We start from the raw sequence: 15,130 nt of genomic DNA, 5'->3' as shown, positions 1-15,130 counted from the left end.
TTCATTTATAGGAGCATTGAATATTATGAAGCAGAACTTTGCGGTTATTGGATTGGGAAGATTTGGAGGCAGTATTTGTCAAACGCTGGCTGAGGCAGGACAAGAAGTCCTTGCAATTGACAGCAGTGAAGATCGGGTAAATGAGTACATGAATATTGCTACTCATGCAGTAGTTGCTAATGCGCAGGATGAGATGACCCTGCGTTCTTTAGGTATCCGCAATTTTGATCATGTAGTTGTAGCGATTGGCGAGGACATTCAGGCAAGCATCTTGGTCACATTGATGGTGAAGGAAATGGGTGTACCTAACGTTCTAGCGAAGGCTGTGAACTCTTATCATGCTAGAGTATTAGAGAAAATAGGAGCAGATACAGTGGTTCACCCGGAACGGGATATGGGGGTCAGACTGGCACACAAGCTTGTATCAAAAAATATTTTAGATTATATTGAGCTGTCAAATGAGTTTTCCTTAGCAGAGGTTCGTGTATCTAATCCAAAGTTTTATAACAAAACACTTGCTGATTTAAATTTCCGTCAGCGGTTCGGCTTGACCGTAGTTGCTATTCGTCGATCTAAAACAGAAGTTATTGCTTCTCCTGCTGCAGAAGAAATCGTTCGGGAGAATGATAACCTGTTAGTAATTGGTGATACGGACGATGTTGACTTATTGGACGAGAAAATGAGTCAATAAGCATTTTTCCATGAAACTACTGTGCCGTATGCTACAATGGTTTGGTAGGGAGGAATGATGATGAAACTGACGATAACACCTCGTGCTCAGAAATGGTTTGAAGGGGAAATCGATGTTGCCTCAGGGATGGGGATTCGCTTTTATGGGAAGGTCTACGGGAAAACCGATGTCCATGAAGGTTTTTCAGTTGGGATGTCTGTTGATACCCCAGAGACGCCGCTAATAGAGGTTAATGAAGCAGGCAGACTATACTTTGTTGAAGAAACCGATGATTGGTTCTTTAAAGGCTATGACTTGCTTGTAGACTATAATGCCAAAATGGACGAACCGAGCTACCATTTTGAAAAAAATGATGATTTTGAAGGGTAAGTAGGTATCTATTCTTGCGGACGATTGATTTTCTATTTTGAATAGATGTTAATTCACTTCATTTCAGATACAGAAAATGAGAATGCAAAAAATATAAAGCTCCGAGATTAAACTGGAATTATCCGAAAATAGCTGCTGCTATTTTTGATTGATTCCTGCTTAATCCCACGGAGCTTGCTTTGCTGTCTATGCTTCTTACGACAGTACGTTTCAGGAATATAAGAACAATGAAACGCTATTTAATATTTTTTTAGGACTGGAGCTTAGTCATATGACTAAGCTCCAGTCCTATCTTTACTTTTAAAGTATTGTTGCTGGTGATTTTGGGATAATGAAAGAACAAGAAACGGTTTGTTTAAGTTTCCCTATAATTTACTCAGCCGGCAATAAATTTATTGGTTTTTTCTGTATACTTTTCCTGTAGGGTAGAAAAAAGAATTTTTTGGTAATTTTCCATCTCAGTCAATGTAATTAATTTAAAGTTTCCCTTCCTTCTTACGCTTTTTGGCAGCAGGAGAGGAGAGGTGGCTATGTAGAAATCATAATCCTTTTTTGCAGATGAGGTAATCAAATCGACATCAACAAAGGGGATTTTTGATAAATACTCGAACAGTGATTGAGAGACGATAGCATTTTGAAACAGAATAATACCTACGCGAAGTAAATGATTTTTCCTGCTTCTTTCAACATATGGAAGTAAAAATACTGCACATGTGTAAGATAAATGGTCAATGCAGTTGATAAGCCACTGATACTGTTCCATTTGGGCAGTTGACCTTAGAAAACTTTGAATATTCTTGAATAAAGGTTCAAATAATGGATGATGACCTTTGAACAAATCAAAAGAAAAATCAACAGCAAGGGGTAGTGTATTTTCTCTAATTGCATGATTAAGCACAGTAGTAAAAATGTTAATATGTAGTAGCTCTTTCTCCTCATTAGTGAGAGAGAGATCGCCAAGTGAATGGCTATAGAAAAATTGGAAACGGTCAATCAAGTCATCCAGTGGGTGGTTATCGCTGAGCATATAAGAGCGTACATACGGGATGCGAGGATCATCAAAGTGGAAATAGGGAATCCAGTAAAAGAGCATATAAGACAGAAAATCACATTCTCGTGAGCGGAATTCAGCGGAAACGCCTAACTGCTTCAGCTCATCAAAATAGGAAAGGTTGGTTTCGGGGTAAACCAACTGATCAAATGGTGTTTCATCCAAATAATGAGCCTTTTCAAGACGCAGCCGGTTAATAGAGGTTAACAGAAACCATTGGCGTGGTTCTACATATTTCATCAGCTGTTTATCGCTGAAGTCGAATAATTCTGGTCCACGTTTTTTTTCATCAAGTGCAACAAAAAAATCTTCTCCAAAGGAAGTCAGCCAGAAAAAGTTGAAATATACGATTCGAATAATCGCTTCATTTCCGGTGATTTTCATTTTGGAGCAGTTGATTTGGATATCAAATTTTTTAAGATAGTTAATGAGAGGATTTAGTCTACGCAGAACAGAAGCTCTACTTATGTAATTTTCTTCACAAAAGTCTTCAAGCCGATAATTTTTCTCAAGGATTGCGGCTAATAAAAATTTATAAGCAATGCTTTCCTGGAAAAGGAATTGTTGATAGGGAATTTTTATTAGCTCCTCTTTATCAATTACGACTTTACCATCTTCGGAAAGAAGGGAGAAATCAGCCTGCTGCTGAAAGTCTTCATTCATTTCTGAAAATAAAGAGATTAATCTGGCATAGGAAAACTCTGAATACTGCTTAAAGAAGCGGGGGGAATAAACACCATCATCAAAATCAAATAGTTGATGAAACATTTCCAGCTTTTTTACAGCAAAATCATCTAATGCAATTGTTTCAAGCATATTTATCTCCTTTATAAATAGTTATCAAGTAAATTATTTTTTATTATTCACTACATATATATAATACCCATGAAAACGGATAAATACAACACTTATTTCAGAAAAATTTGTTTTTTATATAAAAATAAATAAATAACAAGCCTATTTATAGGGAAGTTATATCGCTATTTTTTCATTTTATTTAATAATACGCTAGTTATTTAATATGTTGTATTTATCTACGTTTATGGTATGTTATAATAAATAGAAGACCGTTGTAGGAGGAAAGAGAAAATGTTATCGATAGTTATTCCTTGTTATAATGAAGAGGAGTCCATTCCAGCTTTCTTTAAGGAAGTAGAAAAAGTTAGTCAGCAAATCGACCATGAAATTGAATATATATTTGTGAATGATGGGTCAAAAGATAGTACCTTGTCTTGTTTAAGAGAATTGCATCGTTCTTATCCCCAAAAGGTTAGGTACATATCGTTTTCTAGAAATTTTGGCAAAGAAGCTGGTTTGTATGCTGGTTTACAATCTGCAAAAGGCGAACTGGTAACAGTCATGGATGCAGATTTACAAGATCCGCCTGAATTACTGCCGGAGATGATTCGGCTGATTGAAACAGAAGATATAGACTGCGTGGGTACGCGAAGAGCAACGAGGGATGGAGAACCGGCTATCCGTAGTTTTTTTGCCCGCATGTTTTACAAATTGATTAATAAGATTGGCGAAACTGAGATGGTAGACGGTGCACGTGATTTTCGCCTGATGACACGCCAAATGGTGGACAGCATTCTTGAACTGACTGAATATAACCGTTTTTCAAAAGGGATTTTTAGCTGGGTGGGGTTTAACACAAAGTATCTTTCTTATGAAAACAGGGAACGCGTAGCAGGCGAGACATCGTGGTCTTTTTGGAGTCTATTGAGCTATTCGATAGACGGTATCATCAATTTTTCTGAAGTTCCATTGAACATTGCTTCATATGTGGGTGCGTTGTCATGTTTTGGCTCGGTAATTGCGATGCTGGTTATCTTGTTCCGCACATTGATGTATGGTGACCCGACGAGCGGCTGGCCCTCAATGGTTTGTATTTTCCTATTTGTCGGCGGACTACAGCTGTTGTGCTTAGGAATTATAGGGAAATATATCGGAAAGATATTTATGGAGACAAAAAATAGACCTGCGTATATCGTAAAGGAAACTGAGGAAAACAATCTATTATAATTGTAAAAGAAGCAAAGCCATCCAACAGGAAACTGCGGATGGCTTTTATTATATAAGTTGTCGAGTAAAGGGATTAGCAATCATAGTTGTGGGATAGTTTAATAACCTTTTGTAAGGTCGACTTGATTTTTTTCAAGTTTTCCAGCTTCAATAAAACTTTTTAAATTGCTCAAAAATATTCTGGTTAACTTTTCTTTAAAGCCGGCAGTCATACCTGAAATATGCGGGGTAATCAGAACATTATCTAGTGTCCATAATGGAGAGTCTTTGGGTAATGGTTCTTCTTCAAAAACATCCAGTGCGGCAAAACTAATTTGTTCATTATTGAGAGCGGAGAGCAAATCTGTTGTTTTGACCGAAGGTCCTCTTCCCACATTGATAAAAACAACTCCTTTTTTCATTGCATTAAACATAGCTTCATCGTATAAATAATACGTTTCCTCTGTTAACGGTAAAATATTAACAACAATATCCATGTCCTGAATAATTCGACTCATATTTTTTTGTGAGTAACATTCCAAAAAGCCAGATGATGGATGCCCCGTTGAATTGATGCCGTATGTCTGTATTTTTAATCCTTGAGCAAATGCAGCCAGCTGTTGTCCGATTTTTCCAGTGCCCACAATTAACATTTTTTGACCTGAAAGCTGCCGTATTTTACTGGTAGACCGGCTCCATGCGTTTTTCTTTTGATCAATGACTGCACTGCGCAATCCTCGATATTCGGATAATAAAACACCTAATACATGCTCAGTTATGGAAACACTGTGAATACCGCTGCCGTTAGATAATAAGATATTTTTGTTCTGAAAAGCAGCCAAATCAAAAGAATCAACTCCTGCCGAAATAGACTGTACCCATTGGAGCTGACTATGCGGATTCGCTAATAGACGAGGGCCTATTTCCTTGTTCCAGCCGAGCATAATAGCTATATCCTCTTCGTTAAACGTTTGAGAGTCAGTTGACGAATCAAGCACAAGATAGTTTTCAGCAGTTTCTGTGATTCGTTTAATTTGTTCAGGCTTAAGCTTTTCCTGAAGAAAAATAATTGGTTTTCCCATGATAATATCCTCCCCTTCGCTAGTATCATTGTAACAAAGAATAGCGAAAACAAACAAAAAATGCACTCTTCTTGGAAAGAAGAATGCATCTCTATTTTATATTTCTTCACCACGGGCATAGGCTTCAGCTAATAGGTCTACCTCTTTTTTTAGTTCCTCTACCATGATTTCCTCTGGAACAGTTCGGATAATCTTTCCTTTTTTGAAAAGCATCCCTTTTCCTTGACCGCCTGCAATACCGATATCTGCTTCTCTGGCTTCTCCCGGACCGTTCACTGCACAGCCTAGAACGGCTACTTTGATGGGTGCCTTGATTTTTTCGATATAAGCTTCGATTTCATTAGCAATCGGAATCAAATCGATTTCAATCCGTCCGCAGGTTGGACAGGAGATTAGAGTTGCAGCATTACTTGCTAAGCCAAAGGCTTTTAGAACTTCTCTAGCCACCTTTATTTCTTCTACAGGATCAGCAGAAAGAGACACACGACAAGTATTTCCGATTCCTCGAGAAAGAAGAGCGCCCAGCCCGGCAGCCGACTTAATCCCGCCGGAAAACTGTGTGCCAGCCTCAGTAATACCTAAATGAAGCGGGTAGTCAAAGCTTTCTGCCGCCAGAGAATAAGCATCAATGGCAAGGTTCACATCACTGGCTTTTAAAGATACGATGATATCATAAAAATCCAAATCTTCTAAGATTTTAATATGTTCTATAGCACTGGCCACCATTGCTTCAGCAGTAGGATAGCCATATTGTTGAAGAAATTTCTTTTCTAACGAGCCGGCGTTGACACCGATTCTGATTGGAATCCCTTTTTCTTTGCAGGCAGCAACAACTTTTTCAACCCGGTCTTTCCGGCCGATATTTCCGGGGTTAATCCTGATTTTGTCGACGCCCTGCTCAATTGCTTTCAAGGCTAACCGATAATCAAAATGGATATCAGCAACTAAAGGAATATGGATTTGTTTTTTTATCGCACCTAATGCATTTGCTGCTGCTTCATCAGGAACAGCCACCCGCACAATCTGACAGCCAGCTTCTTCTAATTCCAAAATCTGAGCAACAGTTCCTTCTACATCGTGCGTTTTTGTTGTGCACATACTTTGAATGAACAATTCATTACTTCCGCCAATTGTTAAGTCGCCAACCTTTACCGGGCGAGTATTCTTTCGATGAACCATCTTCTTCATGAATCTCTCTCCTTTACCTTGTCTAATGGAATGGGGTGAAGCAGCTGAATCAAATGCTTATGAAACAGACAATGTATTCTAAAATATAGTATTTTCCGTTTATCAATAAACAATAGTAACATATTCCGGCAAAAGAAGAACTATAAAAATGTTTAAAATTGTGCTAAGAAAAAGAAGAAATTGAAGTGATGGCTTATATTTAACTGGAAAAATTGAGTTTTTTTGAGAGGAGTTGAAGTTATTTTTTAGTATTTTTCCCTGTATAGTGCAGGAAAGCAAAAAAAACGTGGAAAAAAGAGTGTTTGTAAGCAATTATTTTGAAGGTTGGCTTCAAGTTTGTTATGCTGATATTGTATAGAGTTTAAAACATTGATTTTGGAGGAGATTTAAGATGACTTATAAACTACCAGATTTACCTTATGCTTACGATGCTTTGGAACCAAACATTGACACAGAAACGATGCATTTGCACCATGACAAGCATCATAATACCTATGTAACCAACTTGAATGGTGCAATTGAGAAGCATCCTGAATTGGGCGAGAAATCGGTTGAAGCATTAATTGCTGATTTAGATAGTATTCCAGAAGATATCCGCGGTGTTGTGAGAAACAATGGCGGCGGCCATGCAAATCATACATTTTTCTGGGAAATTATGGGACCTAATGGCGGTGGAGAACCGACTGGGGATATCAAAACAGCCATTGATGAAGCATTTGGAAGCTTTGAGGCGTTTAAAGAAGAATTCAAAACTGCAGCGACTGGACGTTTCGGTTCAGGCTGGGCTTGGTTAATTGTTAATAACGGTAAGCTTGAAATCACATCAACACCAAATCAGGACTCTCCTTTAATGGAAGGCAAGAAACCTGTTTTAGGTTTAGATGTTTGGGAACACGCATATTATTTGAAGTATAAAAATGTACGTCCTGATTATATTGCTGCATTTTGGAATGTTGTAAATTGGGATAAAGTAAATGAAAATCTAAAGAATGCAAAATAAAAATTAATAAAAAAGAGGAGAAGTAAAAAAATTACTGTTCTCCTCTTTTTTTTTATGGCATACTAGTAGTTGGAGTGTTCTCAGGAAAAGGGAGGTTTCTTAAATTGAATGTGTCTTTGTATAAAGTACATGGATCGGGTAATGATTTTTTTATTTTAGATGAAAGAAAGCTTTCAAAACCGCTGACAAGCTCAGAGATTGAGCAGCTAAGAATCAATCTGTGCGACCGTGAAACAGGGCTTTTAGGCGGAGCGGATGGAATTCTGCTTATAGAAAATGTGAGTAAAGGAACAAGTCTGGCTAAAATGCGTGTTATAAACAGAGATGGAAGCGAAGCAAGTATGTGCGGCAATGGATTGCGCACAGTAGCTAGATACCTCTCTGATAGCTACCAAAAGGAATTCTTTTCAATAGAAACAATGTTTGCTGATTTAAAGGTTGGAAAAACAGACAGCTTTGCAGAAGGCGTGCCTGCTTATCAGGTAGAAATATCACCGGTCAGCTTTGACAAGGATGCTGTCCCTATGATTTATTCCCAACAAACCATAATTGACAAGATGATTCCAGAGCTTTCTAATACTTTGCACTTTTCAGTAGTTTCTGTACCCAATCCCCATTTAATTGCGTTTGTTGATCATAAGGGACTGTATGATGGAGAATTAGAGCGGATTGCAGCTTATGTCAATGGCGAAAATCCAATTTTTCTCGATGGCATTAATGTTAGTTTTGTTGAAGTAGTTGCCGAAAACAAATTGTTTGTGCGGACGTATGAGCGAGGTGTCGGCTTAACCAGCGCCTGTGGAACAGCTATGTGTGCAAGCAGCTTAATGTATGCGCTGCTGTATTCCAGACGCTTTTGTGAAAAGATTACCGTGAAAAATACGGGAGGAATGGTTCAGACCGTTGTCCATGAAACCGGAGACGGAGGTTACTGGATGGAGCTAATAGGAAATGCAACAATTACCCATCGGATTAACGGAACCTTACCAGCATTGCTTGATGAAACCTTTAATAAGCTTATAATTGAAGAAACGGATGAGCAAACGGCGTATCTTGAATTTATAAAAAGTATAATATAGTATGGTAAAAAGTATGAATAAGTGTATAATTTGAGGTTAGAATAAATTATTTTCCGCTAATTAGAAATATTAGCAGTAACCAGGAGGAAAAAATGGAAGAGACAATAAGTTTGAAAGATATATTTAGAATTTTAAGAAAGCGGCTGTTTTTGATAATCTTTGGAATCATCGTAGGAGTTACTGCTGCGGGAGTGCTTACTTTTTTAGTAATTGCACCCAAATACAGTTCTCAGGCGCAGTTAATTGTTCGGTTGCCTCAGGGAGAAATAAATAATGTAAATGATATTAATGCTAATCTACAGATGATTAATACATATATGGATTTAATCACTAGTGACACAGTCTTAAGTGCTGTTCAACAGAAAATGAAAGAAGAATACAATCAGGAAATAACTATTGAAAGTTTGAAAGCAAGTTTACAAGTAAAGCAGTCTCAAAACTCTCAAATGTTTTCGATTAGTTCAACCACGGATGATCCAATTCTATCGGAGCAAATAGCCAATCAGACGTCTACGGTTTTTAAAGACACTGCGTTGAACACATTAAATGTTGACAAAATTACGATTATTTCTAACGCCTCAGCTAATGTCATTCCTGTTTCACCCAATAATAAGTTGAATTTGGCGATTGGATTGCTAGGCGGCTTATTAGCGGGGATTCTATGTGCGTTTCTAATTGAATTATTTGATCGTTCGCTAAAAGATGAACACTTTATTTCTGAGGATTTGGAGTTACCAATACTAGGAGTTGTGCCAAATATGTCGGCCAAAGAGTTGAATGTAAAAATATCGAGAATTACTTCTGAACAGAATGATGAGCTTCAGGAAAATGCACCAAAAGAAAATGGGCAGCAGCCATTACGTAGAACTCGAACAAGATTATAGGAGAAAAGCGAATGAAAAATAATATGAAAAAACAAGATACAGAAAAAGGCGTTAGTCTGATTACTCTAGCAGACAAAGCGTCTCCCGTTTCAGAACAGTATCGGACAATTCGTACAAATATTCAGTATTCCATGATAGATCATGATTTACACACCTTAGTAATCACTTCATCTGGTCCGGGTGAAGGGAAATCGACTACTTCAGCTAATCTGGCTGTTGTCTTTGCTGATTCCGGAAAGAAAGTTCTGCTGGTGGATGCAGATTTGCGAAAACCAACAGTAGCCAAAACATTTAATTTATCTAATGTAAATGGTTTAAGCAGTATCTTAGGAAAGCGGCAGGTGAATATTCAAGAAATTATTCAGAGGTCAGGAGTAGATAATCTTCATATTTTACCTAGTGGACCTAAACCGCCAAATCCTTCAGAATTGCTTGGATCTGCTCGAATGAGCCGCTTGATTGAGGAACTAAAGCATAGCTACGATTTAATTATTTTTGATATGCCTCCAGTTGTAACAGTTACAGATGCTCAGATTTTGTCATCTAAAGCAGATGGAACGATTGTAGTAGCTAGAGAAGATGTGTCCAATCGTGAGGCGTTGAGAAAAGCGAAAAGTTTACTGAATTATGTTGATGCCAATATTTTGGGTGTTGTATATAATGGTGCCAGAAATATGACTGAACAAGGCTATTATTACGGGTAAGAGAAACAAGAACAAAGGTAGGCGAGTAGAATGATTGATTTGCATTGCCATATTTTGCCAGGGATAGATGATGGCGCTCAAACGTTGGAAGATTCTATTGCTATGGCTGAAACAGCCGTAGCACAAGGAATTGAGCATATCCTTTGTACTCCACATCATAACAACGGCAGCTACAATAATCCAGCTGCCCAAGTTATTTTAAAAGTTAGGGAGCTTCAGGGGGTTTTAGATTTACGTGGAATTCCTTTAACTTTATATGAAGGACAGGAAGTACATATTACTGAAAAGTTACTTCAACAGATTCAAGATGGGGATATACTTTTTGCGGATTTGAATGATAAATATATACTAATAGAGTTTCCTTTTGAGGGAATCCCAGAGTACACTGAACCAATTTTTTTTGAGTTAACCCAAAGAGGACATCGTCCAATCATTGTTCATCCAGAACGTAACAGTACTTTTATTGAAGATCCTAACCGACTTATCCCATTTATTCAAATGGGGGCATTGGCTCAATTAACAGCACCAAGTTATCTAGGTGTCTTTGGTAGAGAGATTGAACAAGCTGCTAAGCTGATGGTGGAACATAATCTGGTGCAGATGATGGCCTCTGATGCTCATAATACAAAAAGACGCAGTTTTTTTATGCAACGGGCATTTAAAGCAATTGAACAAGATTTTGGCAAGAGAAAAGTAACTGCAATGGAGTTTTGCGCACGGGATGTATTGAATGGAGACGAAATAGCAAGACCTGCATTTAAGGAGATTAAACGGAAGAAATTCCGATTGTTTTAGAAAGAGTGGCTAGTGGTATGTCGAGAATCCAGAAATTATTGATGCTAGTATCAATAGATTCTATCATCATTATTGGGGCAAATATATTTACGTATTTTTATATGATGCCTTACATTCATATTTCAACAGATTTTGTATTTGTTAGTACATTGTTACAATTGTTTTTTTACATAATATTTGGTTTTGTTTTTAAAATTTTTACTCGAATCAATCGTTTCACTAATTTAAGAGAAATGATTGCGATTTTTTTTGCTACAAGTATCAGTCTTCTTTTGGAAGGAATCATTCTTTTTAGAGAAAGCCGTCGTTTTTTGTTGCTAACTTATCTAATCACCACTTTTATTATTATATCAAGTCGGTTAGTATGGCGTTTATTTATCGAGTGGCGTAACGGGAAGCGTGGTGTCAATCCTAAAGCTAAGAAAACGTTAATCATTGGTGCTGGAGAAGGCGGTCGAATATTGCTTTCAAGTCTGAGCACTTCAACAACTAGCAGAGACATACAAGTCGTTGGGTTTATTGATGACGCATCTGATAAATATAGAATGTACTTATCTGGCGTAAAGGTCTTAGGAAAAACAACCGATATTCCTCAAATTGTTGAGGAGTACAATGTTGAGATGCTGACAATAGCGATTCCTTCTTTAAAGAAAGAGGAGTTACAAAGGATTTTGGATATTGTAACGCCTCTTGGTTTGCCTGTTAATGCTATGCCGGCATTAGAAGAGGTAGCTTCGGGCAATATCACCATCTCTCGATTAAAACAAATAAATGTAGTAGATTTGTTGGGGAGAGAAGAAGTTAAGCTGGATATGAATCAGCTAAAGGGGAAAATTACAAACAAGATAATTTTGGTGACAGGTGCTGGGGGATCAATTGGTTCGGAGATTTGTCGGCAGCTGATGCGTTTTAACCCTAAGAAGCTTATTTTATTGGGGCATGGAGAGAATTCAATTTATTTGATTCATAAGGAGCTTACCAATAAATATCCTAATAAACTGACAGAGATTATTCCAATTATTGCTGATATTCAGGACAAACAACGGTTAGTAGACGTGATGAGTATATACAAACCGGACACTGTCTATCACGCAGCCGCTCATAAACATGTTCCGTTAATGGAATACAACCCGATTGAAGCAGTGAAAAACAATGTGTACGGTACAAAGAATGTTGCTGAGGCCGCCAAAGAGTGTGGAGTTGAAAACTTTGTTATGATTTCAACAGATAAAGCAGTAAATCCGCCGAATGTTATGGGTGCAACGAAACGAATTGCTGAGATGATTGTTACAGGTATGAATGAAGAAGGCTGTACCAAGTTTTGTGCTGTTCGCTTTGGAAATGTATTGGGCAGCCGCGGTAGTGTGATTCCTGTTTTTGAAGAACAAATAAGTCGTGGGGGACCAGTAACAGTTACCGATTTTCGGATGACTAGATATTTTATGACGATTCCGGAAGCTAGCCGTTTGGTTATTCAAGCTGGGGCTTTGGCAAACGGCGGAGAAATTTTTATTCTGGATATGGGAGAGCCAGTTAGGATTTATGATTTAGCCAAGAATATCATTCAGCTGAGTGGTTATCAGGAAGGCGAAATTGAAATTATAGAAACTGGTATTCGTCCAGGAGAGAAATTGTATGAAGAATTGTTAGTAAGTAAAGAGAAAAATTCAAAACAAGTCTATGAGAAAATCTTTATAGGGAATGTAAATGGCTTTTCAATTGAAGAAGTAATGGAGTTTGTTGAACATTTACCAAAAAATTCTGAGAAATTGAGTAAAGAGTTGGTAAAATTTGCCAATGAATCGAGTAAGTGAGGACTATAATGAAAAAGCTTATAATAATAGGTGCTGGTGGGCATGGGAAAGAAGTATGTTTTCTTGTTGAGCGACTTTCTGAATATGAACTGTTGGGGTTTTTAGACGATAATAAAGTTGGGGAAGTAGTGTGCGGTAAACCCGTACTTGGGGGCATTGCTGAAGCTGGCCAATTGCCTGTAGGAACCCATGTAGTCTTTGGAATATCAAGTCCACAATTTAAAGAAGATATATATAACCGATATTTTCGAGAGAAAAATGGAGAATTAGTATTTCCAAATCTTATTGATCCAAGTGTCTTGATGGGTAAGTCTGTGAAATTAGGAAAGGGTAATGTAATCATGGCGTATACAACATTAACAGAAGACATCGTTATCGGAGACTTCAATGCAGTAAATATTGGTTGTACAATTGGGCATGATGTAAGTGTCGGTGATTTTAATTCCATTTACCCTTCTGTAAATATATCTGGAAATGTTAATCTTGATAACAAAATACAATTAGGAGTAGGAAGTCAAATAATACAAAATATAAACATTGGCGAATCAGTTATTATTGGTGCAGGAAGTGTAGTAATAAATGAAATTGCTGATGGAAATAAAGTTGTAGGAGTTCCAGCTAAAGCAATAAGGGAGATGAAGAAAAAGTGACTAAAAAAATTCTTTTAGCTTCACCTCATATGAGTGATGAAGGTTATGAGCAAGCTTTTGTACAAGAAGCTTTTGACACAAATTGGATTGCTCCATTAGGAGAGAATGTAAATAAGTTTGAAGAAGAGCTGGCTGATTTGGTAAATATCGATCATGCTGCAGCGTTATCTTCAGGGACAGCTGCTATTCACTTGGCGCTAAAGGACACTGGAGTAGATAAAGGAGATATTGTTTTATGTCAGTCGTTAACTTTCTCAGCTACTGCTAATCCTATTATTTATCAGGGCGCGATACCCGTTTTTATTGATAGTGACTTTGCGACATGGAATATGGATCCTGTTTATCTGAGAAAGGCATTAGAAAAATATCCTCAGACCAAAGCAGTGATTGTGGTACACTTATATGGTTTGTCGGCTGCCATTGATGAAATTCAAGCAATTTGTGATGAATATGGTGTGACATTGATTGAAGATGCTGCAGAGTCACTGGGAACTACATATAAAGATAAGGCAACTGGAACATTTGGAAAATATGGTATTTATTCATTTAATGGGAACAAAATTATTACCACATCTGGTGGTGGTATGTTAGTTTCAAATGACAAGGAAGCGATTGATAAAGCACGATTCTGGGCCACTCAATCAAGGGATCAGGCAAGACATTATCAGCATAGTGAATTGGGATACAATTATCGCATGAGTAATATTGTTGCTGGCATTGGCCGGGGACAGTTAAAAATTTTAGCTGATCGAGTAAAAAAGAAAAATGAGATTTACCAGTTTTATAAAAAAGAACTTGAAGCGTTTGAACAAGTGTCATTCATGCCAGAAAATGAATGGAATCAGCCAAACTTTTGGCTGAGCTGTATCACGCTTAAAGGAGTTGCTCCGGAAGAAATAATGGATGCACTTGCTGAAGATGATATTGAATCACGACCAATTTGGAAGCCAATGCATATGCAGCCTTATTTTGAAGAGTATGATTATTTTGGTGACAAGGTTTCGCAGACGCTGTTTGAAACCGGCGTTTGTCTCCCTTCAGATACTAAAATGACAGATGAAGATCTTGAACGGGTAGTGAAGATTATCAAGAAGGTGTTGGCTGGTGACTAAACAGGGAGCATATGGAAAATGGGTTAAGCGTTTGTTAGATTGTTTATTATCTGCTATAGCACTAGTAGTGTTGAGTCCTATATATTTAATTGTTGCTTTATTGGTAAAAGTAAAATTGGGTGGTCCTATAATTTTTAAACAGCAAAGACCAGGACTAAATGAGAAAGTTTTTTCTATGTATAAGTTTAGAACGATGACAGATGAGCGAGATGAAAAGGGTGAGCTGTTGCCGGATGATATTCGACTAACTAAGTTTGGCAAATTTCTGCGCTCAACCAGTTTAGATGAATTGCCTGAGCTTTGGAATATTTTCAAAGGAGATATGGCAATTGTCGGACCACGACCTTTATTAGTTGAGTATTTACCACTGTACAACGAGGAACAGTGCAAACGGCATGATGTTCGGCCTGGACTAACAGGATTGGCTCAAGTAAATGGTAGAAATGCAATTAGCTGGGAAGAAAAGTTTAAGTTAGATGTTCATTATGTCCGTCATGTAACATTTTCTGAGGATATAAAGATTATCCTTTTAACGATAAAAAAGGTTATAAAAAAAGAAGATATTAATGCATCAGATCATGTAACCATTGAGAAATTTAAAGGAACAAAAAAGGGTTGTTAATCGGTTATATAGATGGCCAATTTTTTGATTATTATTACATATTATTTCAAGTAAAACAGTGGGTATGATTAATTGAGTTAGTTGA

The 15,130-nt window shown here is 37.4% G+C and carries 15 protein-coding genes; 12 read left to right on the top strand and 3 right to left on the bottom strand.

Annotated features, from left to right (window positions below):
- The first annotated feature begins 25 nt into the window (after positions 1 to 25).
- Together ACYSNQ_RS13450 and ACYSNQ_RS13445 are read left to right on the top strand one after the other, a co-directional pair.
- Positions 26 to 691 (top strand): potassium channel family protein, encoded by a 666-nt coding sequence (locus ACYSNQ_RS13450; protein ID WP_426084090.1) that lies wholly within the window; start codon positions 26 to 28, stop codon positions 689 to 691.
- A 60-nt stretch (positions 692 to 751) separates the two neighbouring features.
- The gene (locus ACYSNQ_RS13445; protein WP_426084089.1) at positions 752 to 1,060 is read left to right on the top strand and encodes a HesB/YadR/YfhF family protein; all 309 of its coding nucleotides are present in this window, start codon (positions 752 to 754) and stop codon (positions 1,058 to 1,060) included.
- 376 nt (positions 1,061 to 1,436) lie between these two features.
- Here the strand turns inward: ACYSNQ_RS13445 and ACYSNQ_RS13440 are convergent, their stop codons facing one another.
- Positions 1,437 to 2,927 carry a helix-turn-helix domain-containing protein gene (locus ACYSNQ_RS13440; RefSeq protein ID WP_426084088.1) on the bottom strand — a complete coding sequence of 497 codons (1,491 nt, stop codon included), beginning with the start codon at positions 2,925 to 2,927 and terminating at the stop codon, positions 1,437 to 1,439.
- A 273-nt stretch (positions 2,928 to 3,200) separates the two neighbouring features.
- Here ACYSNQ_RS13440 and ACYSNQ_RS13435 point away from each other — a divergent pair, with 273 nt between their 5' ends.
- A complete protein-coding gene (locus ACYSNQ_RS13435) occupies positions 3,201 to 4,136 on the top strand; it encodes a glycosyltransferase family 2 protein (RefSeq protein WP_426084087.1) in 936 nt (311 codons plus the stop codon).
- 98 nt (positions 4,137 to 4,234) lie between these two features.
- Here ACYSNQ_RS13435 and ACYSNQ_RS13430 read toward each other — a convergent pair whose 3' ends face one another.
- Both ACYSNQ_RS13430 and ispG read right to left on the bottom strand, forming a co-directional pair.
- On the bottom strand, positions 4,235 to 5,197 hold the full coding sequence (locus ACYSNQ_RS13430) for a phosphoglycerate dehydrogenase (protein ID WP_426084086.1): 963 nt from the start codon (positions 5,195 to 5,197) through the stop codon (positions 4,235 to 4,237).
- 96 nt (positions 5,198 to 5,293) lie between these two features.
- Complete coding sequence (gene ispG, locus ACYSNQ_RS13425; RefSeq protein WP_426084085.1) at positions 5,294 to 6,385, bottom strand: flavodoxin-dependent (E)-4-hydroxy-3-methylbut-2-enyl-diphosphate synthase; 1,092 nt, start codon at positions 6,383 to 6,385, stop codon at positions 5,294 to 5,296.
- A gap of 391 nt (positions 6,386 to 6,776) precedes the next feature.
- Between ispG and ACYSNQ_RS13420 the strand changes: the two genes are divergently transcribed.
- The 9 genes from ACYSNQ_RS13420 to ACYSNQ_RS13380 all read left to right on the top strand — a co-directional run bounded on the left by ACYSNQ_RS13420 (position 6,777) and on the right by ACYSNQ_RS13380 (position 15,045).
- On the top strand, positions 6,777 to 7,385 hold the full coding sequence (locus ACYSNQ_RS13420; RefSeq protein ID WP_426084084.1) for a superoxide dismutase: 609 nt from the start codon (positions 6,777 to 6,779) through the stop codon (positions 7,383 to 7,385).
- Between the two features lie 110 nt (positions 7,386 to 7,495).
- Positions 7,496 to 8,464: a diaminopimelate epimerase gene (gene dapF, locus ACYSNQ_RS13415; RefSeq protein ID WP_426084127.1), complete on the top strand. Its 969-nt coding sequence runs from the start codon at positions 7,496 to 7,498 to the stop codon at positions 8,462 to 8,464.
- A gap of 92 nt (positions 8,465 to 8,556) precedes the next feature.
- Positions 8,557 to 9,348, top strand: coding sequence for a YveK family protein (locus ACYSNQ_RS13410; protein WP_426084083.1), 792 nt, complete (start codon positions 8,557 to 8,559; stop codon positions 9,346 to 9,348).
- Between the two features lie 11 nt (positions 9,349 to 9,359).
- A complete protein-coding gene (locus tag ACYSNQ_RS13405; RefSeq protein ID WP_426084082.1) occupies positions 9,360 to 10,052 on the top strand; it encodes a CpsD/CapB family tyrosine-protein kinase in 693 nt (230 codons plus the stop codon).
- Between the two features lie 30 nt (positions 10,053 to 10,082).
- A complete protein-coding gene (locus tag ACYSNQ_RS13400) occupies positions 10,083 to 10,847 on the top strand; it encodes a tyrosine-protein phosphatase (RefSeq protein WP_426084081.1) in 765 nt (254 codons plus the stop codon).
- Between the two features lie 17 nt (positions 10,848 to 10,864).
- Positions 10,865 to 12,661 (top strand): polysaccharide biosynthesis protein, encoded by a 1,797-nt coding sequence (locus tag ACYSNQ_RS13395; protein ID WP_426084080.1) that lies wholly within the window; start codon positions 10,865 to 10,867, stop codon positions 12,659 to 12,661.
- Positions 12,662 to 12,669: 8 nt separating this feature from the next.
- Positions 12,670 to 13,311 (top strand): acetyltransferase, encoded by a 642-nt coding sequence (locus ACYSNQ_RS13390; protein ID WP_426084079.1) that lies wholly within the window; start codon positions 12,670 to 12,672, stop codon positions 13,309 to 13,311.
- 29 nt (positions 13,312 to 13,340) lie between these two features.
- A complete protein-coding gene (locus tag ACYSNQ_RS13385; protein WP_426084126.1) occupies positions 13,341 to 14,423 on the top strand; it encodes a DegT/DnrJ/EryC1/StrS family aminotransferase in 1,083 nt (360 codons plus the stop codon).
- Entirely contained in the window at positions 14,416 to 15,045 is a 630-nt protein-coding gene (locus ACYSNQ_RS13380) for a sugar transferase (protein WP_426084078.1), read from the top strand. The genes ACYSNQ_RS13385 and ACYSNQ_RS13380 overlap by 8 nt, the downstream gene beginning before the upstream one ends.
- The last annotated feature ends 85 nt before the right edge of the window (positions 15,046 to 15,130 follow it).

The organism is Enterococcus sp. LJL51 (assembly GCF_054871795.1).
This window is presented reverse-complemented; position numbering and strand designations above follow the sequence as displayed.

Bases quoted from the DNA above. Each gene is read 5' to 3' on its own strand.
- ACYSNQ_RS13450 (WP_426084090.1), top strand. From the start codon at position 26: ATGAAGCAGAACTTTGCGGTTATTGGATTGGGAAGATTTGGAGGCAGT.
- ACYSNQ_RS13445 (WP_426084089.1), top strand. From the start codon at position 752: ATGAAACTGACGATAACACCTCGTGCTCAGAAATGGTTTGAAGGGGAA.
- ACYSNQ_RS13440 (WP_426084088.1), bottom strand. From the start codon at position 2,927: ATGCTTGAAACAATTGCATTAGATGATTTTGCTGTAAAAAAGCTGGAA.
- ACYSNQ_RS13435 (WP_426084087.1), top strand. From the start codon at position 3,201: ATGTTATCGATAGTTATTCCTTGTTATAATGAAGAGGAGTCCATTCCA.
- ACYSNQ_RS13430 (WP_426084086.1), bottom strand. From the start codon at position 5,197: ATGGGAAAACCAATTATTTTTCTTCAGGAAAAGCTTAAGCCTGAACAA.
- ispG (WP_426084085.1), bottom strand. From the start codon at position 6,385: ATGAAGAAGATGGTTCATCGAAAGAATACTCGCCCGGTAAAGGTTGGC.
- ACYSNQ_RS13420 (WP_426084084.1), top strand. From the start codon at position 6,777: ATGACTTATAAACTACCAGATTTACCTTATGCTTACGATGCTTTGGAA.
- ACYSNQ_RS13410 (WP_426084083.1), top strand. From the start codon at position 8,557: ATGGAAGAGACAATAAGTTTGAAAGATATATTTAGAATTTTAAGAAAG.
- ACYSNQ_RS13405 (WP_426084082.1), top strand. From the start codon at position 9,360: ATGAAAAATAATATGAAAAAACAAGATACAGAAAAAGGCGTTAGTCTG.
- ACYSNQ_RS13400 (WP_426084081.1), top strand. From the start codon at position 10,083: ATGATTGATTTGCATTGCCATATTTTGCCAGGGATAGATGATGGCGCT.
- ACYSNQ_RS13395 (WP_426084080.1), top strand. From the start codon at position 10,865: ATGTCGAGAATCCAGAAATTATTGATGCTAGTATCAATAGATTCTATC.
- ACYSNQ_RS13390 (WP_426084079.1), top strand. From the start codon at position 12,670: ATGAAAAAGCTTATAATAATAGGTGCTGGTGGGCATGGGAAAGAAGTA.
- ACYSNQ_RS13385 (WP_426084126.1), top strand. From the start codon at position 13,341: ATGAGTGATGAAGGTTATGAGCAAGCTTTTGTACAAGAAGCTTTTGAC.